The organism is Limnohabitans sp. 2KL-1, assembly GCF_003063435.1.
Taxonomy (GTDB): domain Bacteria; phylum Pseudomonadota; class Gammaproteobacteria; order Burkholderiales; family Burkholderiaceae_C; genus Limnohabitans_A.
Window position 1 is genome coordinate 134,286 of sequence record NZ_NESL01000001.1, and the last position, 25,564, is coordinate 159,849.

General features: G+C 57.4%; 18 protein-coding genes. 6 read left to right on the forward strand and 12 right to left on the reverse strand.

Translation table 11 applies throughout. The features are described from left to right. Positions 1-31: 31 nt before the first annotated feature. The 6 genes from B9Z47_RS00625 to B9Z47_RS00650 all read right to left on the reverse strand — a co-directional run bounded on the left by B9Z47_RS00625 (position 32) and on the right by B9Z47_RS00650 (position 11,542). Positions 32-1,246, reverse strand: a complete 1,215-nt coding sequence (locus B9Z47_RS00625) for a DNA sulfur modification protein DndB (RefSeq protein WP_108329335.1) — start codon at positions 1,244-1,246, stop codon at positions 32-34. Next, positions 1,246-1,722, reverse strand: a complete 477-nt coding sequence (locus B9Z47_RS00630; protein ID WP_158271594.1) for a GIY-YIG nuclease family protein — start codon at positions 1,720-1,722, stop codon at positions 1,246-1,248. The genes B9Z47_RS00625 and B9Z47_RS00630 overlap by 1 nt, the downstream gene beginning before the upstream one ends. Positions 1,723-1,772: 50 nt before the next feature. Next, positions 1,773-7,226, reverse strand: a complete 5,454-nt coding sequence (locus B9Z47_RS00635; RefSeq protein WP_369911561.1) for an FtsK/SpoIIIE domain-containing protein — start codon at positions 7,224-7,226, stop codon at positions 1,773-1,775. Next, positions 7,223-8,749, reverse strand: coding sequence for a hypothetical protein (locus tag B9Z47_RS00640; protein WP_108329337.1), 1,527 nt, complete (start codon positions 8,747-8,749; stop codon positions 7,223-7,225). The genes B9Z47_RS00635 and B9Z47_RS00640 overlap by 4 nt, the downstream gene beginning before the upstream one ends. Next, a complete protein-coding gene (locus B9Z47_RS18815; protein ID WP_108329338.1) occupies positions 8,746-10,647 on the reverse strand; it encodes a hypothetical protein in 1,902 nt (633 codons plus the stop codon). Before B9Z47_RS18815 ends, B9Z47_RS00640 begins: the two co-directional genes overlap by 4 nt. Before the next feature lie 145 nt (positions 10,648-10,792). Continuing rightward, entirely contained in the window at positions 10,793-11,542 is a 750-nt protein-coding gene (locus B9Z47_RS00650; RefSeq protein ID WP_146185738.1) for a macro domain-containing protein, read from the reverse strand. Between the two features lie 439 nt (positions 11,543-11,981). On the opposite strand from B9Z47_RS00650, the gene B9Z47_RS00655 reads away from it, so the two are divergent. The 3 genes from B9Z47_RS00655 (at position 11,982) to B9Z47_RS00665 (ending at position 14,536) form a co-directional block, all read left to right on the forward strand. After that, on the forward strand, positions 11,982-12,443 hold the full coding sequence (locus B9Z47_RS00655) for a DUF3427 domain-containing protein (RefSeq protein ID WP_108329340.1): 462 nt from the start codon (positions 11,982-11,984) through the stop codon (positions 12,441-12,443). Positions 12,444-12,635: 192 nt separating this feature from the next. After that, on the forward strand, positions 12,636-13,697 hold the full coding sequence (locus B9Z47_RS00660; RefSeq protein WP_108329341.1) for a Fic family protein: 1,062 nt from the start codon (positions 12,636-12,638) through the stop codon (positions 13,695-13,697). A 407-nt stretch (positions 13,698-14,104) separates the two neighbouring features. Then, positions 14,105-14,536 carry a hypothetical protein gene (locus tag B9Z47_RS00665; protein ID WP_146185739.1) on the forward strand — a complete coding sequence of 144 codons (432 nt, stop codon included), beginning with the start codon at positions 14,105-14,107 and terminating at the stop codon, positions 14,534-14,536. A gap of 85 nt (positions 14,537-14,621) precedes the next feature. On the opposite strand, the gene fic is transcribed toward B9Z47_RS00665, so the two are convergent. Continuing rightward, positions 14,622-15,746 (reverse strand): protein adenylyltransferase Fic, encoded by a 1,125-nt coding sequence (gene fic / locus B9Z47_RS00670; protein WP_108329343.1) that lies wholly within the window; start codon positions 15,744-15,746, stop codon positions 14,622-14,624. Between the two features lie 295 nt (positions 15,747-16,041). Here fic and B9Z47_RS00675 point away from each other — a divergent pair, with 295 nt between their 5' ends. Together B9Z47_RS00675 and B9Z47_RS00680 are read left to right on the forward strand one after the other, a co-directional pair. Next, a complete protein-coding gene (locus B9Z47_RS00675; protein WP_108329344.1) occupies positions 16,042-16,410 on the forward strand; it encodes a helix-turn-helix domain-containing protein in 369 nt (122 codons plus the stop codon). A 93-nt stretch (positions 16,411-16,503) separates the two neighbouring features. Next, a complete protein-coding gene (locus B9Z47_RS00680; protein ID WP_108329345.1) occupies positions 16,504-17,532 on the forward strand; it encodes a type II toxin-antitoxin system HipA family toxin in 1,029 nt (342 codons plus the stop codon). A 148-nt stretch (positions 17,533-17,680) separates the two neighbouring features. Here B9Z47_RS00680 and fghA read toward each other — a convergent pair whose 3' ends face one another. The 5 genes from fghA to dnaA form a co-directional block, all read right to left on the reverse strand. Beyond that, positions 17,681-18,508, reverse strand: coding sequence for an S-formylglutathione hydrolase (gene fghA / locus B9Z47_RS00685; RefSeq protein WP_108329346.1), 828 nt, complete (start codon positions 18,506-18,508; stop codon positions 17,681-17,683). Beyond that, complete coding sequence (locus tag B9Z47_RS00690; RefSeq protein WP_108329347.1) at positions 18,505-19,626, reverse strand: S-(hydroxymethyl)glutathione dehydrogenase/class III alcohol dehydrogenase; 1,122 nt, start codon at positions 19,624-19,626, stop codon at positions 18,505-18,507. The genes fghA and B9Z47_RS00690 overlap by 4 nt, the downstream gene beginning before the upstream one ends. Positions 19,627-19,832: 206 nt before the next feature. Beyond that, entirely contained in the window at positions 19,833-22,436 is a 2,604-nt protein-coding gene (gene gyrB, locus B9Z47_RS00695) for a DNA topoisomerase (ATP-hydrolyzing) subunit B (protein ID WP_108329348.1), read from the reverse strand. Between the two features lie 86 nt (positions 22,437-22,522). Next, a complete protein-coding gene (gene dnaN / locus B9Z47_RS00700) occupies positions 22,523-23,632 on the reverse strand; it encodes a DNA polymerase III subunit beta (protein ID WP_108329349.1) in 1,110 nt (369 codons plus the stop codon). Between the two features lie 149 nt (positions 23,633-23,781). Continuing rightward, on the reverse strand, positions 23,782-25,182 hold the full coding sequence (gene dnaA, locus B9Z47_RS00705; RefSeq protein WP_199226232.1) for a chromosomal replication initiator protein DnaA: 1,401 nt from the start codon (positions 25,180-25,182) through the stop codon (positions 23,782-23,784). 241 nt (positions 25,183-25,423) lie between these two features. Here dnaA and rpmH point away from each other — a divergent pair, with 241 nt between their 5' ends. Next, on the forward strand, positions 25,424-25,558 hold the full coding sequence (gene rpmH / locus B9Z47_RS00710) for a 50S ribosomal protein L34 (protein WP_005798102.1): 135 nt from the start codon (positions 25,424-25,426) through the stop codon (positions 25,556-25,558). Positions 25,559-25,564: the final 6 nt, after the last annotated feature.

Sequence of the window (25,564 nt, forward strand, 5' to 3'; positions counted from 1 at the left end):
TTGCCTGGCCAGTTGAAACCTGGCCGAAGCTTTACTCCTCGGCAACCGATGCAAGCAATTCGGCTAGCTTCTTGGCGATCGTTTTATTCCTAAGTGGTTGGCCAGCCAAACTTAGGAGTTGCGCCTCGGCAAGAAGAATTTTGCTGGTAATCATCGTCTCATCGACGGGATTCCAAACGATGTAGTGCCACGCCGCCTCTTGGATGTAGAGCTCGGCACTGCGCAACTTCTTCATTGCAGCAGCGACAGTGTCACCACGCGACACAAGGAACTCAACTGCGCGGGCAAATGCTCTCTGTCCGATTGGACGAAAGAGCAAGTGATTCTTATCCGATTTGCGATAGTCCCCAGGCCGGGCCTTTGCGCTGACAAAGACCGCCTTGTATTCAGGAATCTGCGCCAGTAGTTGATTGAAAAACTCCGAGCAGAGTTCAAGGTGCTCTGTCAATGAGTCTTCATCTGGACGCGCTTCCTCAAACTCTTTCAGACTTCCACCATACAAGTCGCGGACGATTTCAAACAAACCAACAACACTTGTGATCGAGGTCATGTCTGTGGCGGGGATAGAGCCACCACTGGTATAGAGGACGAATTTTCGAGCATCCTCGAAAAGCCAATGCGAATCGATCAATCTGCGAGTGACGATTGCGAAGCCGTCATCCTCATCGAGCGCAATTTTTGCTGACTTGGAGATGATCCGGGCCTTCTTGTTCACAGTGGTGAACAGTCGACGTGTGCGCTGCTTACCCGCTTCGCTCTTGGGATCGTGGGCCACAAAGATCGCGCTGACACTGTCGTCGTCAATCTGCTCCGCAACCTCCTCGCCTTCGAGCGCGAGCTTGATACCCGCGACTCGATGCTGACCATCAATAGCGAAGAGGTTTTCAGCTCCGGAGAGTCTAAGAAGACCTAGCTTACCTTCGATGCGTGCGAGCTGGTCTTTGGAGATGCCTTCGTCATCGGGCACTTTCACATTGAGCTGCGTCCAATTGGGCGCGCCACCATAGACGCCAACGATCAAAGACCCAAGGAAACGCTGCGGATTGCCTACGATGTATTGTGCGATAGCCACCGCATGAGAATCAATCGCTTCGCGCTGAATCCATTCGGCCAGCTTCTTTCTCTCGTGAATTTCATCAGGCGCTTTGATCAGAGCTGCGACTTCTTCAAAACTCAATGTGGTGACGTAGTAGTTCCAGTCGCCTACGCGAGAACGCAGGGCTGGAAGCAATGTTGCAGTCTTCATTAAAACGCCCTCATTGATTTGCTGATTGTCGCGTCATATTGCCGATTGAATGGCGGACGCAGTGCGTTCGTCATTTGCCTCTCCAGATGCTCCGCAGCCGCCACATCGGTCGTTGTCGTGTAGAAATATTTCAGATGCCCACTCCACAGATTGAGCATCTTCCACACCAATGGACGCGTTGCATTCAAAAAGCGCCTGTTCTCATCCCCGATATAGGCACCGATTCGCTCATACAAATTGGTGGCCTTACCTATATAGAACAGTCCATTGGCACATGGGAAGTTAAAAACTTCAGTCGACACTACAAACACATAGACGCCCGGCTTCTTAGGGATGCTACTTCTGGGGTTCGGGGGGAAGTCGCTGCAAGTCCAATGGCATGGAATATCTGGGGCAGCCTGCCAGGCAGGCGGAAAGAAGAGCATGTCGACATTGTGGAAGCCAAGGAAGGCTAGATCCAAAATATCTTGGTGCACACCTGCGCTTAGGGAACTCGGCAGGGCGGACCCAGGGGCTCCTGGAAGCATCATCTTCCCTTCCCCCCCGCATCGCGACAAATGGCGGCTACGGCAGCTTCGATCTCTTGATCCGACAAGAATGGGGCTTGGGCGAATACAAGGCCTTGCTCACCATTGAGCTTGGCCGCTAGGTGCCCCTTGCCAAGTAACAGCTCCGCTCCCGGCCGATCCAATGCGATCTTGGAGGTTGCCTCGCTGGCCACTTTCAAGATCAAGCGATTGCCAAGGTTTTCGCGAAGCTGCATGGGCATGACATCCTTATCAGGACGCTGCGCGGCAAAGATCAAATGGATGCCCGCGGCTCGCGCCTTGACGCCAAGCCGCTGCACCGCGGCGCTCACTGCCCCTTTGTAGCCGTCGTCTAGCATCCAGTCCGCAAACTCGTCGTGGACCAGGAACAACATCGGCAAACGCTCACCAGGGAGGCTCTTGGCGTTGAAGGTCGTCAGATCGCGAGCACGAGCGGCGGCAAACAATGTGTAGCGCCGCTCCATTTCATCGACCAACCCGCTGAGAACCTCCGTCGAACGCTCACGCGTGACGATGATCTTCTCCCTCATGTGAGGAAGGTCCTCCAGAGCCGAGTAATCCACGCCCATCTTGGGATCGATCAGGATGATCTGTGCAAGGTCTTTGGAATTAGTCGCGGCGATATCAAGCAGGATCGCTTGAAGCAAAACTGATTTTCCGCTGCCTGTAGCGCCCGCCACAAGCGAATGCGGCTCATGGGAGGACAGGCCACCGTATTCGCCGCCGAGGTTGAGATACAACAGCGAGCCGTTGATTTCTTGGAGGCCAAGCACGAACGAGGTGTTAATGCCAGCCGCGTTGCGGTTGATACCGCGACGAGACCACAGATCCCAAAGAGACACCGACTGACGCTTGGCGCTGGCGATCGTCACCACGATTTCGCCTGGTTTGGGCTGCACCGTCACCAGATTGATCGCATGCGTGGTCAAGAGCTGTGTGCGCTTCGCCTCGATGTCCTCAACTCGCAAACGGTCTGAACCGGCGAGCCTCACAAGGCACCCATTTGGGGTCAGACGCGTTCCAAGGATCGCAGCTTGCAGGCCATAGCTATTGAGCGCCGTTTTGAGCTTCTTGGTGGTCTCGTCAGCCCACGCTTCGCGCTCATCGACCGCACCCACTTGACCACCGACCTTTGAAGCGATCAAAGCGGCAAGGTTGTGGCCAATCGACGTCGGAGCAACAGGGTCGGCTGGTACCACTGCTGTTTGAGCAGGCGCTGTCGCATCCGCACCCGGCAACAGTACTTCGGATGTCGATGGTGGCGTAGATTCAGGCGCAGGCACAGCCTCCGTGGGCTCGCTGGACCCCAAGCTGCTGTGCACTGTCGGCACATCCTCAATGGCCTGCTCCGTACCTAATGCCAGCATATCCATCATCGAGGTCCATGCCACGCGGGCGGCAGGTGGACGCGGGGAGGAACTTGCCCAGGGCTCTTCTGGGCCAAGTTTGACCCGAATGAGTGCCGGGTCGCTCTTTGACGCGTAGGCTTCGACGAGGCTGCGCAGCTCGGTGCGTTCAAACACCTCCTGCCAGGCTTGAATACCGTCGGTTTGATCCACGAGGATCTGCTCGGAGGCGGCAGCATGGCTCACCGATGCGTCCGCGTTGTGGACGAAGACGTGCGAATAGCCACGAAGGGATATTTGAGCCTCGCCATCGCGCAGAGCCGCCCGAGCGCGCTCCAACAAGCCTGCGCAGCCGGGAGGAATATCAGCATCAATCAGCAGGTCAGCCAGGCGAGCAAGCCAGACATCCCGGTCCAATCGTCCGGGATCTCCGAAGAGGGCCTCGCGGAACGTCGAAAGTGTCGCCATGAGCTGGGCTTTGGAAGACCGCTTCGCTTCGGCCTCGGCTGAGCTAGTCACGTACTTCGACTCGATCACAGCCACATGCAAATGCGGTACGCCGTCGCGCTCTTCGACGCAAAGGCCCAAGATGTCTGCGATTCGGCTTTCGCGCTGTGCAAGCCAGTCGGCATAGTCATCAAGCAGGAAGTAAACATTGAATGACTGGCGAGCGCCCGATCCCGAAATCTTCTTGAATTCGTGGTCCAGGAGGTAACGGCTCAAAACCAGCCCCAGCATCTCTCCAGCGGAGACGCCGCGTTTTGCCGCACGAAGTACGATATCGCCCGAGACTGAGAGCGCATCCTTCTTCATTCGGTCGCCGACTTCGACAAGCTGCTCAGGAGTCAGCGATAGGCCCAGCTCAGAAAGACGGCGACGAGCCAGCACGCCCAAAAGCCGCAACTCGGAGGTCGAGCTGACGATCATGTTTCGGCCGTTGGTGGAGGCGCGCCGATAGCGCACGACAGTTATGCCATTAGCTTGCAACTGTCGCTTGTCAAGAAGGTCGTCGTAGGTTGCGACCCACTCCGCAAGGGCGTGAGCGTCGTCGAGAGTCTCCTTCAAAGTGTCGCTCTGCAACGAAATACGACGGGCCGGAAGGAAGTTTTGGCCCTCGACCAAATCGCTCTGACGCACTACCGTGCCCACCGCACCTATATAGGCCCAACCCGAAGCGGTTTGGCGCGGGCAGGTCAGGAAAGTCGTGGACTTCAACTCGTTTTCGCCGGAGACACTTCGATAGGACCAACGCGATGGCGCGTGCTCGAGGCTTGGCCTGTCGTTTGTCCAGTCCACTGGAATCCACTCGGCCCCGGCCGTGCGCGAAACCACGTCGTGCAGAAATGCGATGTCGTAAGGGCGGAATGAGTTGCTCGCCTTAGTGGGCGTCGCCGATGCTGGAACCACCGAGATGCGCAGCTTGGAGATGAAGTTCTCCGAGGTCTCGCTGACGACGGGCAAATCAGGATCATCGCCAGCCTTGGTGACCAACTCCGCGTAGACACGGCGAAGTTTGGCCGGATCGCGATGGCGCACCGAGACGCCACACTGGAAATCAGAATCAGCTTGGACACTGGACAGCTCGCGAACCACGGCCAGAGGCAGAGCAGCAGCATCGGCGTTGTACAGCAACACGCTCAAATTGCTTGCCTCATGTGGCTGCAAACCGACGTATCGGCCCAATAATTCTTGCACCTGTTTCGCCGCAGAGGATGGATCGACATCGGTCAACGTGTCCTCGTCGCCGCGAATTGGCCGCTCCATCAGGCTATATCCGTTGACAGTGCTGCTTTCAGACACCAGCAGAGGCGCTCCGTTGCGGTTGATCAGGGCGATCTCGGGGTAGTAGGGATGAGCCAGCTCTTCCGCAAACTCGCGGAAGAAGATACCGCGATCGCCAAACATCACGTTTTCGCCGCTTAGGATATGGGTAACCAAGCCTGCGACGCGACGAGTTTTGACCGCCAAGGCCTTCATCCGCTCCGGATGCCAGGGCGGGATGATCAAACAAGGCTGTTCACCTGACACGCGTACGGTGCCGATGGTGAGTACCTCGGAGACCAGGCGGGATCGGCAAACATCGCCGCGGGCGTGGATCGCCAGGGCTCGCAGCAACGCCCCGAAGGTCTCGGCCTGGCGCATGACGGCTTCCCCGTGCAGGCCCACTTTGATGAAGTCATCGATCGCCTTGATGTAGTCCTCTTCGAACGACTTCCACGCGCCGCGCAAGATGTCGCGCTGCTCGGTGGATAAGCGGCCCTCATCGGCGAGATCGTCTATGCGACGTTTGATCTCAGCGCGAAGGCTTCGCAACTTAGCGGGTGGTGGCACGAGCGAGCCTGCGTCCCGCGAGAAGGTGGCCTCAAGCGTGGTGGTATCCAAAAGCGAGACGCTCTGCACCCCACCCTTCTTGCTCACCAATCGGCGCGGCACTTCGGTGCTGCCTACCGATCCTTTCTCTTTGAGACGGAGCATGTCATCGACAAGCGAAAGGCCAATCGACTGCGGCTTGTAGTTCCAGAGCAGTTGAGTCTTGCCAATGACCTCTTCTTTATCGCCCGACTTCTCTACCAAAGCGACCTCGAATTTGATCTGGACCGCTTGTTTAGCAACGGAAGTGACCGGCTTGGGCTTGTCTTTGCGGTTGGTCCGCTCCCATTCGAAAAAATCGGGGTATCGGAAAAGCGGATCGGGCAAGTTGGCCACGCCCATCTTCTCGACGCGCCACTGGACCTTCGATCCCAGGAGCTCTTTGAGCCCTCGATACATGGCGGAGAAGTAGGAGCCCACGTCGTGATTGAAGCGCTCACGCCACACAGTGCGACCCTTGTTGACGGTCAAGCGAAGAAAACGCTCCTTGGTCGATGGCGCGGACGAGGCGACAAGCTGATGTGCGACGCTCACGATACCTTCGAAGAAGTCCGTGCAATCGATCGGCTTGCCAAAGATGATCTTTTCCCAACGGGCATGGAGCTTGGTGTCCTGTTCGATGTATCGGCGATGAAGCTCGAAGAACTCCTCATCCTCTTCGTTCCAGTCTGACCTCCGCTCGCGGGTTTTGAGGTCTTCGAGATGCTTGCGCCACCCTTCAACCAACACTTCAGTATCGGTGCAGTCGTGCTCAAAGAAATAGATCGTGGATTCGGCCAAGCCTTGTTGGCGCTCGCGCGGCTTTTCGAAAATGAAGTGGACGCCGTGCTCTTCCCATTCAAGTTGGGCGACATCCCAGGTGATGGAGTCGTCACCCAACGGCGCGTTGATGAAGGCTTCCAAGGTAGGTTGCGCGGCGGGGTCGATCGACGCGCTGTTCTCAATCAGGCGCTGCCGCATGTCCTCGGGGTCAATGGGCTGACCATTGGAGCGTTGCTTGGCCAACAATGGAGCCCGTTGAGCGAGGAGCTTCTCGAATGCCTTGCGCCAAGGGCCAACCGCCTGGCCGTATGTCTTGGCGCTAGCGAAGAATGACGAATCGCGCGGAAGCCCCACGTAAGGAAGCGACCAGCCGATCGCGTTTCGAATGGGTAGGCCCCTCGCAGGATGAGATGCCTCGCTGATCTTGGAACAAAACTCGCCAAGCTGAATGAGCGATAAGTCGGTGACAGCGATCAATCCACGCAAAGCAGCTTTGAACACGGACCGATCCTCGAAGGTCGGTGCGATGGAGGCCACATGGCATGTCGCCTCGACCCAAGCCACCTCGTTGGAGCGCAGTTCCTTGGCACCGAGTGCGGTGACATACCCCAACGTGTCAGCAACGTTTTGCTCATTGCCATTAGCGGTCAGCAGCGCCTCCTTAGTTGTGCCGGTGTTTCGAGCCCGCCCGGCATGCATGGTGGTCAAGGCCTCCTCGGGCAAATCTTCACCTTCGACAAGGGCCGCCGGGATCTGCAAATCCACTTGGGCCGAGAGCGTGGGGTTGTTCAGTATTTCGCGGACGATGGCCGCGATCTGGCCCGAGGAAAGCTTGTCCAATCGAAAAAGTGCAGCGGAATCAGGTAGGGTTCCATCAGCTTGCCGGGCGTCAGCAAGGCGCTGGGAAAGAATAGAGGCGGCCACGCGCCCGATGATTCGATCGGCTTGCATCATGCGGCACCTTCGTCGACAAATGGGTTTTCAACAAAGGAGCAGGAGTCTGACAGGCGCCGGACCAGGCCAAGCCCGACCAGCCGCGCTTCCAAATTGCCCCGGTTCTCGCTGAGCGCTTCTTGATCGACCAGCTTTTCCGTCACCAGGCGAATGCCTTCGGCATCGCCAATCACCAGGCCATAGCGCCTTCGGGCTTCGCTAAGAAAATCGTCGAACTGCATGCGTTCGTCGACCATCGTCACAACCAAGGTCTTGAGTAAACGATCATTGGGGGCGTAGCGGGTTCGGCGCGAAAGTCTGCGCGAGCTGAGTCCAATCGCGCGAGACCATGCCGCATGAATCTTTCCAACGTGCTGCTCATGGCGTGACTCCGCCTTGTCGACCAGAGTTCGGATTAGCTGCTCTCCTGTGGAGTTGACCGAATCGCCATCGTCGCCGCCATCGGCTGGCGGCCATTGAAACCTAGAGCGCAAAAGCGCGGCGCACCCCCCGTTCTGATCTTGCGACTGAGTTGCTGCTAACCATTCATCTGTCAGGCGAATGTCCTCCACCGCGGTGCGGACAGCCCGCAATGACAACGCCTGGTTGTATCGATACGAGTCGCCTGATAGGGATCTAACCTTGGTACGTTCGCGCGAGACGATCTCGCAGATGATCTCGAGGTGCTCGGCGTCCCTAACCTGGTCTTTGCCGCATTCGAGAAAATACAGCAGCAAGTTCAACCCCGCGCTGGTGATCAGATGCTCCAAGGCGTCGTAGACAGGCATGTCGCGCGAGAGGATCGCGAGCCAGTCGTCGCATAGGCGATCAAATCGTGGGTGGCTCGCATGTGGCAAGTAGCCGACATCTCGATAGTCGCTAGCGTGTTGGGGCTTGCCCTGCAATGCCTTCACCAACCGGTTCATAGGAGCCGTGGCATCAAAAAGACGCTTGATCAACTGATCGCCGAGCTCTGGACCTCGCTTAGCGCGGCAGAGCATCAAATAGAGAAGCTCGCCACTGCGCGCGAAGAAGCGTCGGTCGTTGGACGCTCCCCCATCAGCATCGATGCGCAAATCCTCATACATTGCATCAGGACCAAAGGGGAACACGAACTTCGAGCTCCACCGCTTGTTGCTCTGTGCCTCAAACGAGGACGAGCGCAAAAGTTCAATGGCTTTCGCGAAGTCGTCGAAACTGTTGAACACTGTCCGCAGATAGGACATGTCGCCATCACCGAGCTGCTCGGCATCGACGGCAAAGCGCTCCCCCCACAGGGCCCATTTGTCCTCGTCGGAAATGGACCGTTCGCGCACGGCTTCGACATACGGATTGTTGAAGAGCAGACCTCGGAGCCTGATTTGGCGCTGTGGGCGATAACGGACTTTTTGCCCCACCACTTCGCGAAGTGGTTTGTCGGCATTGGAGCCCAGGACGCCAAGAAACTCCAACACGGCCAGATGCGGCAGTTGCTCGTCGTAGAGGCGATGCCCCCAGATGTGTTCGTCGACCGCGAAATCGACGCCTTCGATGACTTGCCTCATGCGCCGACCCTCACAGTGACTGGCCGGGAGAACCCATGACCGTTTTGCTCCATTTCGATGAAGTTGAGCGTCAGAGCTCCATCGTCCACGCCCGGTTCTTCGTCTTCGGCAAGCCGGTCAGCCCTGAGCAGCTCCGCCTTGCGCAAAAGCTTGGCCTTGAAGGCCAGCATGTCTTCGAGGCATTCGTTTGAGAAGCTGCCTGGCAACGCGCCTTCGGCCACGCGGCACAAAAACTCAAAGCGGATAGGAGATAGCGTTAAGCTTGCCGAGTGGTTTTCTCCGGGGGCTAAAGCCACATCGAGAGTCACTCTCTCCGTCAGCGGGCCCAGTTTGATGCGCATGCCCACGCCGCCAGATCGACGAGCCGCTGCTTCGGTATCGCACAGAACGCTGATGCGGGACTGAGTGAATCCTCCGGAACTTGCGACGAACAACTTGTCGTTGTTCTCGATCAAAAGGCCTGTCATGACCCTATTGAGTCCTCGAACCAACCTCGAGCGTGTGCTCTCGCTGACGCCTTTCCCCTCCGCTAACAAGTCGGTCATTTCAAGGTAATCGCCCGCAAACCGGAAAGCCGTCATCAACCAATGGTTGTATTCATTCTCCGAATCGGGAATGGTGAAAAACAAGCGTCGGCGCTGGGTTTTAAGCCGGTCGAGAAACTCTTGCGCTCCGTTGTCGATGCGTGCCGCCTCATCGCCTTCCAGGTAGCGCTGCAAGGATGCCAAGTATCCTTGCGTTGCACCGTAAACCACATCGCTGCCCAGCAAGCGATTGAATGCATCCATTAGCTTGGGATCGTCGGCACCATAGACCACAAGGCCATCGGCGGAGTTGGTAGTTTCCGTCCCCACGCCAAAGGACGCTAGAGCTCTGAATACAGGCCGGCTCATCGCCCTTCGAAGAGGCAGGTTAGTGCCGAAGACGTTGCCGTAGAGGCTTGCCGCCTCGATAGCCCCCTTCTCTTGAATTTTGGCTACGTCGGAGCAGGCCATTAGCCCTTCCTTCGCAAGCTTCGTATCTTCATGCCCCAGGATGATGTTGGAGGCCAACGTGAGCAAATCACGCACTGGCAAATGCCAGCCGTTGAGGCGCGAGACCTCGACGATATCTCCGAGGCGCCTGGCGAATAAGCCGTTGTCGTGCTCACTTAGCGCCCTGGTACGGTTCTCATAAATGGGGCATATGCGACCATCAGCTTGAAGTGAACATTGCTTGCAGTTCTCCCACTCCTGATGCCCCGCAACAGCTTTAAGTACTTCGCTGAGTGACTCGCGACGCGTAGTTCGGCTGAGATCGAAAATGGAAAGGCTTATTGGAGGCTGCCCATACTGCAAGAAAGCGTCTTGAATTGGCTTACGCAGTGGATGAGGTCGGCCTTGGCGTTTGCCCAAGTCGCGAAGGCGTTCAAGGATCTGTCCGTGGTTGGCGGCTATCACGACAAATGTTTTAGACTCCTCCCCGCTCACGGACTTTTCCATCAGTGTGAGCGCGCCATCGCTTTCCTCGTCGGTTAGCTCGCTGAGATCCTTGATGAACATCGCCTTGCGACCATCGACAAGTTTCAAGTGTTTTACCGTGGTCTTGGACACCCAATCCTTCTCTGCGCCGCCGAGATAAGTCCAGAGGCCACGGCAGTGGTAAGTCTTGCCATCACCTGCTGTTCCAGCAATCAAGATAGAGCCGGGTTCTCCAGAGCTGACACGTTCCTTGATCTTTTCAAGCTGTGGGCTCGATAGCGTAATTGGCTTGACTTTAGCCTTGATCAAGTTGTCTGTAACAAACTCATCGAAGAGAGTCAGGTTGTTGGGTGTTGGTCCGTATGAGCGCAAAAAGCGAACCCATGCGCTTGAAGGCGGTGCGGCCGATTGCAATCTTGCCGCTACTGGTGTGTTCATAAAGCGATTCCGATTTGTTTTTTCATTTTGGACTGTTGAGGGTCTCTAAGACTAGAGCTCAAAGAATACGAATTTTTTTCTGTCAATCGATTCAATCGTGCTAATTTCAATACTGCCAATTTATCAAAAATATAGATACACCACCTCAGCTATACCCACTAGCGTGCAGCGCCTGATTAATATTACTGATGATGGTCCCATTGACCGAAAACGGCATGTTGTAGTCGATTCTCAGCAACTCATCCCGCGCGACTTGCAACAAGTCTAGGTAACGCTTGGTTTGACGTGGCTGCATGCGCAGGTCCATTGCATCCCGCCACACTTGCTCGTAGCAATGGTGTTGATCGGCTCTGAAGTCGTAGCCATTGAAAAACACCCGCTTGAGTGATCCTCCCGGGTTGTACGCCGCCCACTTGTAAATTGTTTCCACCGTCCACTTGGCCGCGTCAATTGCCGACAGCCCGCCAGATGCAGCGCACATGAGTGGGATCAGAATGCTTTCACAGCCCGCGTTATTTGCTTCATCTAGGCTGGCCATGATGGCTCCGGTCAGCGTTCTGAACGTTGCGGGTATGACTTGTTTTTGTGGGGTGTAACCCATGGCACAGGCATTGACGATGTATTTGACACCTTGGCTCGCCAAGTTACCTGCGGTCATCAGGTGTGCAGTGCCCAGTGTCAAGGGCACTTGGTCACGGGCGCGCAATAGGCGGTCGCATGCTTTGTCATAGGCTGGCCCTGCCAGTTGGCTAACGGTCCGAGCGACACCAGAACCATGCCGTAGGCGATTGTTGACAGAGGTCACCACGGCATCCACACCCGACAGGCTTGTGAGGTCAGTGCTCACAATGTCTTCAGCGATCATCATCAAAAAATTGTCGTCAATGGATGACAAGGTGCTTCTTTCGGTTTGTTTTTAAATTTCTCTTACAAATACTAACTTTGTTTTCACAAAAATTCGCCTTCATGATTCACCCGTTGGTGAATATTTGAAACAACGCACACCGCCTTACCGAGCATGTTGCTGCTATTTGCCACCCAATTGAGTCCGTTATTTGGAATTGAATAGATTTGCCACAGCCTGCATCCTGCCGGGTTGCAAGCTCAGGACTTGAGCCTACCGACCTGTATGAACGTACAAACCATTTGCAGAATGTGCTCGCGCCATCTACGAACCCACCAAGGCAATCAACCCATCACCGTGGTTTTGCGGTTGCAAAGTGGGCCGAGTTGATCGGCTGATCGTTTGCATGCGCTCTTGCGCGAAGTAGAGACCACGGCCATGACCAAAAGCCAACAACCCGGACTACGACGACCTGACGGCCACCGACGACATGCGCACGCTCGCACGCCTGCGCAACATCATCGATCCACTGGATCTGGCGCTCGGTGAGTCTTTCATGCGCGAAGACATTCCGGCGCTGTTTGGCGAGGCCTACAACCCCGGCAATTGGAATGTCGGCCATGTGGTGCTGGCCCAGAAAAAGGCGCACATCCTTCTGGTCACGCTCAACAAACAAGGCCGGGCTGACGAGCACAAGTACATGGACCACTGGATCGATGACACGCACTTTCACTGGCAAAGCCAGAACGCCACCGACCCGACCAGCAAACGCGGCGACGAAATCATCCGCCACGCCGCTTTAGGCATCGACATCCACCTCTTTGTGCGCGACACCAAGCTGGCCGTCGGCAAGGCCGCACCGTTCACGTACCACGGCCGGGTGCGCTACCAGTCGCACCAGGGCAGCAGGCCCATGAGCATTGTGTTTGGGCTGCAAAGTGGGGCGGCATGACGGGTGCATCGCTGGCCATGCATGTGGGCGGCGATTTTTGATGGTGTGGGAGCCCACCCCTGTGGGCGATGGTTTGCAGGGCGAATTGGTTGCGTTGATGTGATCACTCGGCATGCCACACTGGGTATCAACTTCAATCCATTCACAGGATGCGCATTCTAAATGGGTGTTAATGGGTGTAATAATGGTTTCATGTTGCGTTCAGACACCCTCCAGATCACACCCGAAATCCTGAGCCTGATTGCTCGGATCGACGAATTCAAGGGCGCATGGCGTGCTTTGGGAACGCTGGCACCCGAGCGTCTTTTGGCGCTACGGCGGGTGGCGACCATCGAGAGCATCGGCTCGTCCACCCGCATAGAAGGCAGCAAGCTGACTGACCGCGAGGTGGAGCGGTTGCTCTCCAACCTGGCCATCAAGTCCTTCGACACACGCGACGAACAGGAAGTGGCCGGTTACGCTGAACTCATGGATATGGTGTTCAGCTCGTGGCAAGACATCCCATTCAACGAGAACCACATCAAGCAACTGCACCAGATTCTGCTGACCCACAGCGAAAAGGATGCTCGCCACCGGGGGCAGTACAAGACCCATTCAAACAGCGTCGCCGCATTCGATGAAAACGGTGCACAAATTGGCATCGTCTTCGAAACCGCCACGCCATTTGACACGCCACAGCTGATGGCTCAATTGGTGTCATGGGTGAATGACGAGCTGCAGAAGTCGCTGGTACCGGAAAAGCTGCACCCCTTGTTGATCATCTCGATCTTCGTCGTTGTGTTTCTGGAAATTCACCCTTTTCAAGATGGCAACGGACGTTTGAGTCGGGTGTTGACAACCCTGCTGCTGCTCCGGGCCGGATACGCCTATGTGCCGTACAGCTCAATGGAGAGCGTGATCGAGCTGAACAAGGAAGCCTATTATTTGGCCTTGCGCCAGACACAAGGAACCATCCGCACGGATGCGCCCAACTGGCAGCCATGGCTGGTGTTCTTCTTGCGCTCGCTGGCAGAGCAGGTGCGGCGCCTGGAGAAGAAGGTTGAGCGCGAAAAGATCGTGCTGGCCACCCTGCCCGAGCTGTCACTGCAGATCGTGGAATTCGCCAGAGAGCACGGGCGCGTCACGATGATGGATGCCATCCAATTGACGGGTGCCAGTCGCAACACCCTCAAGCTGCATTTCCGCGACCTCGCCGAGCGCAACCATCTGGAGCAGCACGGTAGCGGACGCGGTGTGTGGTACGGCTTGAAATGAGTGATGGGGCTGGTGGCAAACTTCAACACCTGAGTCAGCGACGGAATTCACGCCGCTTTAGGCATCGACATCCATCTCTTTGTGCGCGACACCAAGCTGGCCGTCGGCAAGGCCGCACCCTTCACGTACCACGGCAGGGTGCGCTACCAGTCGCACCAGGGCAGCAGGCCCATGAGCATTGTGTTTGGGCTGCAAAGTGGGGTGGGTTGACGGGTGCATCGCTGGCCCTGCATGTGGGCGGCAGTTTTTCGTTGGTGTGGGAGCCCACCCCTGTGGGCGATGGTTTGCAGGGCGAAGTTGAGGGCGTGTCCCACGCCCATCGTCCACGGGGTGGGCTCCTACAAAAAGGCAGCCGATGGCCTAAAAGGTGGCCGTCTGCGTTCAGGGTCTGACGGCACAATCAGGTCATGCCAGACAAAGCACCCTCTCATGCCGTTAAAACTATCAGCGCTCCGCACAAGGCGTTGATCAAGGAGGGCTTGTTGGTTCGGGTGAGTTCCGGGATTTACACCAAAGTACGGGCGGGGGCCAAAGATGCACCCCTTGCAACAACCCAGTCCAATCCCCTCAAGCCCATCACCTTGCCCGAAGACTTGAATGCATTGCCGCTGAAAAATGTGAGCGTGTTTGTCAAGCGTTTTGCCATGTCATGCAATGTGCACTTCAAACGCACTGGACTGGACCCATGGGCAGAGGCGGTTACCCGGGCATCGGGCGACGATGTCACGCTGGATGAAACCGGCAAGCTCTTGGTCGCGCTGAAAAAGAAACATTTGATCAATGGCCGTCAGATGGCGCGCCTGATGGCCAACCACTTGAGTGAGCAGCGCGGTGTTTGATCCATTTGGCGACTACGAAACCCGGGGCTATTTTCGAAATGCTTCAGACGAGTAAACCTCCTCGCCCTCAGTCAGCACGCCGGGGTCAGAAAGTTTCATAAAACTGAAATTCGTTGCTGTCCCGGCTGAGCAATTGCATCAGTTTGGGGTGGATGAAGAGCTTTTCTTTCCCATAAGTCATCTCGCGCAGCACGCCCAAGGCCACGAGCTCTTTCAAATACCGCGATGCGGCTTGCCTTTGGCCAATCTGCTTGTCCACGAGGTTGCCAATTCGGCAGTAGGGCTGTTCAAAGATCACATCCACCAGCTCGCGGCTGTAGATTTTGGGCAAGCTCAGCCGTACGTGTTCGGTGGTGTGTTCGGCCAATTGCCGGATGGCCACGATCTTTCCAGTGGTCCATCGCGATGTTTCTTCCACCGCCTTGAGCATGAACAAGACCCAAGGCTCCCAAGCTTGGTCCCGCGTGACTTCCAGCAAAAGGCGGTAATAGTCGGCTTTGTTCGCGATGATGTGCCGACTCAAATAGAGGATGGGCAAGTTCAACAACTCTTGCTGGATCAGAAAGAGGATGTTGATGACACGGCCTGTGCGTCCGTTGCCGTCCGTGAAGGGGTGAATGGCTTCAAATTGGTAATGCCCAACGGCCATTCGTATCAATGGGTCCAGTTCGGTTTCGTTGTGCAGGAACCGTTCCCAGTTGGCCAGCAGGGTCCGCAACCGGTCTTCCCCTTCCGGCGGTGTATAGATCACTTCGCCCGTTCGGTCGTTGGCCAGTTGGGTACCGGGTGTACGCCGGATATCCATGTCTGCACCTTTGAGGGTGCGACACACTTCAACCGCAGTGGCCGTACACAGTGGCTTGGATTGGAGTGACCGATAGCCATGGTGCAGTGCGGTTCGATAACGCAAGGCTTCTTTGGTGGCGTGATCGGCTTGCCCATCACCATCAACGTGTTGAAACAGCTGGTCGGTAGTGGTGACGATGTTTTCGATTTCCGAGCTGTCTTTGGCCTCCAATAGCGGAATCGTGTTGATAAGCATGGTCTGGTTGGGGATCAGCTCGGCGGCTTGTTTCAGCTCGGCCAATGCAGCGCGGGCCGTAATGCAGGCACGCAGCACTGCTTTGCTTTCCAGGTCGTGCCCCGGAGGCAGTGTCGGTAACTGGTTGTGCGCCCGGTCTGGCTGCCAAACGGTTTCGATGTCGTACATGTACTTGAAATTGAATTATTGAAACATGTTTGAAGAATATGTTCTCATGAGCGACACGTCAAGCAAACGTGTCGCAATAATTCAATTTTTCGAACATGAGAGCAGCCTCATGTTCTTGCCGAGTACACGTCACCCCTGTCATGTCGCCAAAACAGGGTTTTGACAACATGAGGGCTTTTATGGATCAAATATCGATATTCCCCGCCCGCAGCGAGTTGATGTCAATGAAGTAGCGGCGTAACTTAGTTTTTGTCCAAAATGGACAATAGTTACAGTTTTTGTCCATAATGGCTAAATGCCAAGCAAGTCACCCATTGTTTTCCCCCAAGAGCAAACGCTGCTCACCGCCTTGGGCGAGCGCCTGCGGCTGGCGCGTTTGCGCCGCAAACTGAGCACGGCTGTGGTGGCGCAGCGGGCAGGCATGTCGCGCACTTCGGTCTACAAGGTCGAGGCCGGTGATGCGGGTGCAACTTTGGGCACTTATCTGCGCGTGCTGGCGGTGCTCGGGCTGCAGGCAGATTTCAATGCCTTGGCCGCCGACGACAAAGTGGGGCGCAAGCTGCAGGATTTGGCTTTGGCCCCATCGCCCGCAGCGCGACGCCAGCGCCGTGCCAACGTGCTGTCCACCGACGCTGCCAACAGCACTTCTGAGGGGCAGCCATGACGGGGCCATTCGATGGGCTAGAGGTCTGGTTGGGAGCTGGGCAACTTTGGGGTGTTTCTCGACTCATCACCCGACCGCTGGGGACAAACGCTGATGAAACGGCGCGAGGCCTTGCTGGCAAAGGACCAAAAGCGTCCGGCCAAAACGCTTTATGCGTGGGATTTTTTGATTGGCGTGCAGGACATGACCCGGCAAGGGGCTTTGCGGTTTCGCCCATCTGGCACGCAAGCGTTTTTGGGCAACGATGCTTTTGCAGCGCCACCCGTGACCACGTTGCGCGAACTGGAGCAGGTGGCTTGGCAACTGACTCATAAGCGCATTGACGATCTCGATGCTTTGCGCAAATGGTTAACCGTTCTGGTGGCACCGGGTGCTTCGTTGGGGGGCGCTCGGCCCAAAGCCAACTTCTCAGAGCTGGACGGTTCTCTTTGGATTGGCAAATTTCCGGCGCGTGACGATGACCGTGATGTCGGGGCTTGGGAGTTCGCCACACATCAAATGGCCCAACGTGCAGGCATCGATGTCCCTGCTGCAAAGCTGTTGCGCCTGGGTGGTGAGTTTCATACTTTTTGTGTGCAGCGCTTCGACCGTGTCGGTGGTCAGCGGCGGTTTTATGCATCGGCCATGACGCTGCTGCGCAAGGAGCAAAGCGAGGGCTGTAGTTATCTGGAATTGGCGCAGTTTCTGCGGGCCAGTGGCGATGCAGAGACTGTTCAATCTGATCTGTCTCAGCTGTTCAGGCGCGTGGTGTTCAATGTGGCGGTAGGCAATCGGGACGACCATTTGCGCAATCACGGCTTTGTGTTGAGCTCAACGGGCTGGCGTTTGGCACCCGCGTTTGATGTGAACCCGAACATCGACAAAGCCGAGCATGTGCTGAACATTGACGATATGGACAACCGTCCTGACTTACACACTGCGTTGAATACAGCCTCGTTTTACGGCCTGACGGCAGTGCAAGGGCGGCACATCGTAGACGAGGTGATGGATGTCGTGGGTACTTGGCGCGATGTAGCCAGCCAAGTCCGCATTTCTCGGGCAGATATCGAACTCACGGCCTCTGCGTTCAGTGCACATGAGGCTTGGCAAGGCCATGAAACGCGCTGCACGCCTCAAAAATGACATGTTGATGCGCAATTTACGCCTCTAACCATCAGGAGTGGGCCATCTCAACCCACTCTGTTAACGCCCCGGACCCATGTCATGCAGCAACATGGATCAACCAGGATGTCAATGAAGCCACTCATCGCATCATGACCACCCTGAAGGACTACAGATATTGGGCGTGGTGATCAAAGTGATCGCCCAAGAACGTGGCGATGAAGTAATAGCTGTGGTCATACCCCGGCTGCATGCGCAGCGTCAGCGGATGGCCCGCTGCCTCGCAGGCCGCTTGCAACCGTTCGGGGCAAAGTTGCGGCAAAAACTCGTCGGCGTCACCCTGGTCCACCAACAGATGCAGCTTTTCCTCTCGCGCAGTGGCCACCAGTTCTGTGGCATCCCATGCACGCCACGCCTGGGGGTCTGCGCCCAGGTAGGCAGTCAAGGCCTTTTGGCCCCAGGGCACATGCGATGGCGCGGCGATGGGTGAAAACGCCGAAACGCTGCGGTAGCGGTCCGGATGGCGTAGCGCGGTAATCAGTGCGCCGTGCCCGCCCATCGAATGGCCGAAGATGCCGCGTGAATCGCTGGCGGAAAAGTGCTGCTCGATCAAAGTGGGCAACTCGTCGGCCACATAGTCCTGCATGCGGTAATGCGCGGCCCAGGGGGCTTGGGTGGCGTTGACGTAAAAGCCTGCGCCCTGGCCCAGGTCGTAGGCTGCGTCGTTGGCCACGGCTTCGCCGCGTGGGCTGGTGTCGGGTGCCACCACGATCACGCCATGCCGCGCCGCGTGGGCCTGTGCACCCGCTTTGGTGATGAAGTTCTGCTCTGTGCAGGTCAGGCCCGACAACCAATACAGTACCGGGCATGGCTCGCCGCGCAGCGCTGCCTCGGGCAAGTACACCGCCACGCGCATCTCACAACACAATGTGCTGGACGCATGCGTCCAGACCTCTTGCCGACCGCCAGAGCTGGCGTGTTGTTCGATGCGTTTCATTCGCCGCCTTCAAAGTGCACTACCGAGCGGATGGACTCGCCGTGGTGCATCAAGTCAAACGCGTGGTTGATGCCGCTCAACCCCATGGTGTGGGTGACAAACGGGGCCAGCGCGATGCGTCCGGCCATGGCCTCGTCCACCATGCCGGGCACTTCGCTGCGGCCTTTGACGCCGCCAAAGGCGGTGCCCAGCCAGCGTCGGCCAGTGACCAGCTGGAAGGGGCGGGTGGAGATTTCCTGGCCCGCACCAGCTACGCCGATGATCACTGATTGGCCCCAACCGCGGTGCGCACATTCGAGCGCGGCCCGCATGACGTTGGTGTTGCCAATGCATTCAAAGCTGTGGTCCACGCCCCAGCCGGTCATGTCGACGATGACTTGCTGAATGGGCTTGTCGTGGTCTTTGGGGTTGACGCAGTCGGTCGCGCCAAAGGTACGCGCCAGATCGAACTTGCCCGGGTTGGTGTCGATGGCGATGATGCGCCCGGCCTTGGCCAGCTTGGCGCCTTGCACCACGGCCAAGCCAATGCCGCCCAGGCCGAACACGGCCACCGTGTCACCTTCTTGCACCTTGGCCGTGTTTTTGACCGCGCCCAGCCCGGTGGTCACGCCGCAGCCCAGCAGGCAGACTTGCTCGGGGTTGGCGTCGGGCCGGATTTTGGCCAGCGAGACTTCGGCCACGACCGTGTATTCGCTGAAGGTGGAGCAGCCCATGTAGTGGTAAAGCGGCTGGCCTTGGTAAGAAAAGCGCGTGGTGCCGTCGGGCATGACGCCTTTGCCCTGCGTGGCACGCACGGCCACGCACAGGTTGGTTTTGCCCGACTTGCAAAACAGGCATTCCCCGCACTCGGCGGTGTAGAGCGGAATGACGTGGTCGCCGGGCTTGACGCTGGTGACACCCTCGCCCACCTCGACCACAATGCCCGCGCCCTCATGGCCCAACACGACCGGAAACAGCCCTTCGGGGTCTTCGCCCGAGAGCGTGAACGCGTCGGTGTGGCAGATGCCGGTGTGCGTGATCTTGACCAGCACCTCGCCCTTGCGCGGCGGTTCGACGTCGATCTCGACGATCTGCAAAGGCTTGCCAGCTTCAAAGGCGACGGCGGCGCGAGATTTCATAAAGGCTCCTGGGGGGTGTGAAAGATGGCCAACTTAGTGCGTGAGTTGCAATAAATGGCTTCTTTATAAGAAAGCAGAAAAATCCATTCTGCTGCACTTTGAGGAAGCTCAAAAGGCCGAATTGGGGGGGGCAAAACAAGGGGCCCATCAGTTTCACAACTTATGGGCCCCTTTTTTCTCAGGTTATGGGTACATCTAAAGATTGATCAAATATCAATATTCCCCGCCCGCAGCGCGTTGGCTTCGATGAAGTTACGACGTGGCTCGACTTCGTCGCCCATGAGCATGGTGAACACGCGGTCGGCTTCGATGGCGTCGTCGATCTGCACGCGCAGCAGGCGGCGCACGGTGGGGTCCATGGTGGTTTCCCACAGCTGGGCGGGGTTCATCTCGCCCAAGCCCTTGTAGCGCTGGCGGCTGGTGGTGCGTTCGGCTTCGCTGATGAGCCAATGCATGGCTTGGCGGAAGTCGCTGACTTTTTCTTCTTTCTGGCGCTCGCCTTCGCCGCGCAGGGCTTTGGCGCCTTCGGAGAGGAGCCCGCGGAAGGTCTCAGCCGCTTCGGCCAGAGCGCCGTAGTCGGCACCGTGCACAAAGTCTTGCGTGATGATGCTGCTCTTGATGTTGCCGTGGTGGCGGCGGCTGATGCGCAGAATGGGTTTGTCGGTGCGCACATCAAACTCGGCCGTCACTTCGGCCGGAATGCCGGTGGTGTTGAGTTCGCGCAACTTGGCTTGCAGCGCGGGGGCGCATGCAGCGGCTTGGTCCATGCCATCCAGGTTGAGTGACACGCCGTCGGCCATGGCGCGCAGGGCTTCGGCGTCCATGAAGTTGGACAAGCGTGCAATGACGTGTTCGGCCACTTGGTGTTTGCGGGCCAGTGCTTCCAGCGTCTCGCCAGTCAGCACTTGGGGCGCAGCGCCACCCGTGCTGATGCTGGCATCTTTGAGCGCGATGCGCAGCAAGAAGCCGTCGAGCGCCGGGCCGTCTTTGAGGTACAGCTCTTCTTTACCGGCCTTGACTTTGTAGAGCGGTGGCTGGGCAATGTAGATGTGGCCACGCTCGACCAGGTCGGGCATCTGGCGGTAGAAGAAGGTGAGCAGCAGGGTGCGGATGTGGGCGCCGTCCACGTCGGCGTCGGTCATGATGATGATGCGGTGGTAGCGCAGTTTGTCGACGTTGAAGTCGTCGGTGCCGCTCTTGCCGGATTCGGCGCTGGCCTTGCCAATGCCGGTGCCCAAGGCGGTGATGAGCGTGATGATTTCGTTGCTGGTCAGCAGCTTTTCGTAGCGGGCTTTTTCGACGTTCAGGATCTTGCCGCGCAGGGGCAGGATGGCCTGGAATTTACGGTCGCGGCCTTGCTTGGCAGAGCCGCCAGCGGAGTCACCCTCGACGATGTAGATTTCGCACAGGGCCGGGTCTTTTTCTTGGCAGTCCGCCAGTTTGCCGGGCAGGCCCATGCCGTCCAGCACGCCTTTGCGGCGTGTCATTTCGCGGGCTTTGCGGGCGGCTTCGCGGGCGCGGGCGGCTTCGACGATCTTGCCGCAGATGATCTTGGCGTCGTTGGGGCGCTCTTCCAGGTAGTCGTTCAGCGCTTTGGCCACGATGTCTTCGACCGGGGCGCGCACTTCGCTGGACACCAGCTTGTCTTTGGTCTGGCTGGAGAATTTGGGCTCGGGCACTTTCACACTCAAGACGCAGCACAGGCCTTCGCGCATGTCGTCGCCACTGACTTCGACTTTTTGCTTTTTGGCGATCTCGTTTTTCTCGATGTACTTGCTGATGACGCGGGTCATCGCAGCGCGCAGGCCGGTCAGGTGGGTGCCACCGTCACGCTGCGGAATGTTGTTGGTGAAGCACAGCACGCTCTCGTTGTAGCCGTCGTTCCACTGCATGGCCACTTCCACACCGATGCTGGTGCCGGGAATGCCGCCGTAGCTGTCGGCCGGGCGTTCGCCGTTGGCGTGGAAAGCGTTGGGGTGCAACACCTTTTTGTTGGCGTTGATGAAGTCCACAAAGCCCTTGACGCCACCGGCGCCAGAGAAGTCGTCTTCTTTGCCACTGCGCTCGTCCTTCAGGCGGATGCGCACGCCGTTGTTCAGGAAGGACAACTCACGCAGACGCTTGGCCAAAATCTCGTAATGAAAATCGGTGTTTTGCGTGAAGATTTCCACGTCGGGCAAGAAGTGCACTTCGGTGCCGCGCTTGTCTGTGGCACCGGTCACGCGCATGGGCGAGACTTCAACGCCGCTGACGGTTTCGATCAAGCGGTTTTGCACAAAGCCTTTGGCAAAGTCGATCTGGTGCACTTTGCCTTCGCGGCGCACGGTCAGGCGCAGCCATTTGCTCAAGGCGTTCACGCACGACACGCCCACACCGTGCAAACCGCCCGAGACTTTGTAGCTGTTCTGGTTGAACTTGCCACCCGCGTGCAGTTCGGTCAAAGCGATCTCTGAAGCACTGCGCTTGGGCTCGTGCTTGTCGTCCATCTTCACGCCCGTGGGGATGCCGCGACCGTTGTCGGTCACGCTGATGGAGTTGTCGGAGTGGATGGTGACGACGATGTCGTCGCAGTGACCGGCCAGCGCTTCGTCAATCGAGTTGTCCACGACCTCGAACACCAGGTGGTGCAAGCCCGTGCCGTCGGACGTGTCGCCGATGTACATGCCGGGGCGTTTGCGCACGGCTTCCAGGCCTTCCAAAATCTGAATGGAGCCTTCACCGTAGCCTTCGGATGCGCCCGCTTGGTGGGCGTCGATCTTGGGTTGCGCGGTGGTGAAAGCTTCTTCGCTGGGGTTGATGTCGTCGGTCATGTTCAATTTTCTCTGTCGCTTGAATGGCCGAAACCCGCGAGGGGTCGCGGGTTTCGATAAGGTCAATTGCCTGTCGGGGCCAGGCCTCAAATGCGCATTGGCATCACCACATATTTGAAGTTGTCGTTCTCGGGGATCGTGATCAACGCCGAGCTGTTGGCGTCGGCCAGATCGATGCGGACCATGTCCTGGCCCATGTTGCTGAGCACGTCGATGATGTAGGTGACGTTGAAGCCGATTTCGATGCTGTCGCCACCGTAGTCGATGTCGAGTTCGTCCACGGCCTCTTCTTGTTCGGCGTTGGTCGAGGCCACGCGCAGGCTGCCGGGGTCGAGGTTCAGGCGCACGCCTTTGAACTTGTCGCTGGTCAGGATGGCGGTGCGCTGCAAGCAAGACAGCAGGGCTTGGCGGCCCAGGGTCAGGTTGTTGCTGTGGCCTTTGGGGATGACGCGGTTGTAGTCGGGGAACTTGCCCTCGACCAGCTTGGTCACGAACTCCATGCCGTCAAAGCTGAACTTGGCTTGGTTGTTGGCAAATTGCATCTCGATCGCGCCATCGGCGTCGGACAGCAAGCGCTGCAATTCGAGCACGGTCTTGCGCGGCAAGATGACTTCTTGTTTGGTGGGCACTTCCACGTCGAGCGTGGCGGCGGTGAAGGCCAGGCGGTGGCCGTCGGTGGCGACCAGGCTCAGGCGGTTGCCTTCGGCCACGAACAAGATGCCGTTGAGGTAGTAACGGATGTCGTGCACGGCCATGGCAAACGAGACCTGCCCCAGCAATTGCTTGAGGGTTTTTTGCGGCACGCTGAACACGGGGCCAAAGCTGGCGGCTTCTTGCACCAGAGGGAAGTCTTCTGCGGGCAAGGTCTGCAAGGTGAACTTGGACTTGCCACCTTTGAGGATCAACTTGGATTGCGACGATTCGAGGCTGACAGTTTGGTCAGCGGGCATGGTGCGCAGGATGTCGATGAGTTTGCGGGCACCCACGGTGGTGGTGAAGTCGCCGGGGTCGCCTTCCATCTCGGCCGTGGTGCGGATCTGGATTTCCAGGTCGCTGGTGGTCAGCTGAACGGCGTGGCCGGTTTTGCGAATCAGCACGTTGGCCAGCACGGGCAGGGTGTGGCGGCGCTCGACAATGCCGGACACGGATTGCAGGACCGACAGCAATTTGTCTTGGGTGGCCTTCAGCACGATCATTTGTCTACCTTTGGTGATGTTTCAGGGTCAGCACGCAGCTGAGCCGATGTCATTAACAGCATGCATTTTCGCTGTTTTTGGGCCTCAAAACAGCCTGAAAACAGGTCAAATCGGCGAAATCCAGAGAACAAGCAACAACGCATGGCGTTTCAGCCCTTCAAGGTCTGCTCCAGCACGTGCAGCTGCTGGTTCAGCTCGGTCATTTGCTGGCGCTCGGCGCTGATTTTGCGCACAGCGTGCAGCACCGTCGTGTGGTCACGCCCGCCAAACAGTTCGCCGATCTCGGGCAGGCTCTTTTGGGTCATTTCCTTGGCCAGGTACATGGCAATTTGCCGTGGCCGGGCAATGCTGGCCGGGCGCTTTTTGCTGTACATGTCAGCGACCTTGATCTTGTAGTAGTCGGCCACCGTTTTCTGGATGTTTTCCACACTGATCTGTCGGTTCTGGATGGACAGCAGATCGCGCAGGGCGTCGCGGGCCAGCTGGATGGAGATTTCCTTCTGGTTGAAACGCGAATACGCCAGAATTTTGCGCAACGCGCCTTCGAGTTCACGCACGTTGGAGCGTACGTTTTTAGCCACAAAAAACGCCACCTCTTCGGGCATCTCGCTGCCTTCGCTGATGGCCTTGTTGATCAGAATCGCTACCCGCATTTCGAGTTCGGGCGGCTCCATCGCCACCGTCAGGCCCGAATCAAAGCGCGAGACCAGACGTTCATGGATGTCGGCCAGGCCCTTCGGATAGGTGTCGCTGGTCATCACGATGTGGGACTTTTTGGCCAGTAAAGCTTCGAACGCGTTGAAGAATTCTTCTTGCGTGCGGTCCTTGTTGGCAAAGAATTGCACATCGTCAATCAGCAGCAAATCGAGCGAATGGTAATGGTGCTTGAACTCGTCAAAAGTCTTGCGCTGGTAGGCTTTAACCACATCCGACACAAATTGTTCAGCATGGATGTAGAGAACCTTGGATTCGGGCCGGTCGGCCAGCAGTTTGTTGCCGATGGCGTGCATCAGGTGGGTCTTGCCCAAACCGACGCCACCGTAGATGAACAAGGGGTTGTAAAGATGCCCCGGCGAGCCCGACACATGCATGGCGGCGGCTCGCGCCATGCGGTTGGCCGTGCCTTCGACCAAGTTGTCAAAAGTCAAGGCGCTGTTGAGCCGGCTGCGGAAGGTGTTGGTGACCGGTTCGTCCACCACAACCGCCATCTGCTGGGGGGCTTCCATCGATGAAGGGGTCGAGGCTTTTTGTTGTCTCGTGCCGCTTTCACGCGGAGTGATCGCTAACTCAATTTTCACCGGATGCCCCTGCAAGCTTTCGAGCATGACGGACAGGCGGCTGGCGTATTGAGCGCGAACCCAATCCAGTTTGAAACGGTTGGCCACGAACAAAGTGACGGTTTGCTGGTCTTCAGAGACCTGTGCGGTCAGTGGTTTGATCCAGGTGTTGAACTGCTGCTCTGGCAATTCGCGTGACAGTTCTTCAACGCAGGCTTGCCATAAGGCGTGACCTGCATCCATCTGAAATTCTGGGGAGATTCCCTCGGACATGTTGTATTTGTTTTTTGTGGACAGTGGGGATCAAAGGCGGGGGGATATGCTGGTTTATCAAGAGCTTATCCACATGCCGAATCGGGTCGGGAGGGCGATCATAAACCACATCGATCCGGTTGGAACCCGGGGACACCCTGATGGCCTTAAATACAGTTGATTTGCCGTGCTTGCGAAAGTTTGCGATAATCTTGGGTTTCGTCCAAAGCTGATTCATGGCCTAGGGCACAAAGGAACAGTTATGAAACGCACCTACCAACCATCCAAGACACGTCGCGCCCGTACACACGGTTTCCTGGTTCGCATGAAAACCCGTGGTGGCCGTGCCGTGATCAACGCACGCCGCGCCAAGGGCCGCAAGCGTCTGGCTGTCTAATGTCCA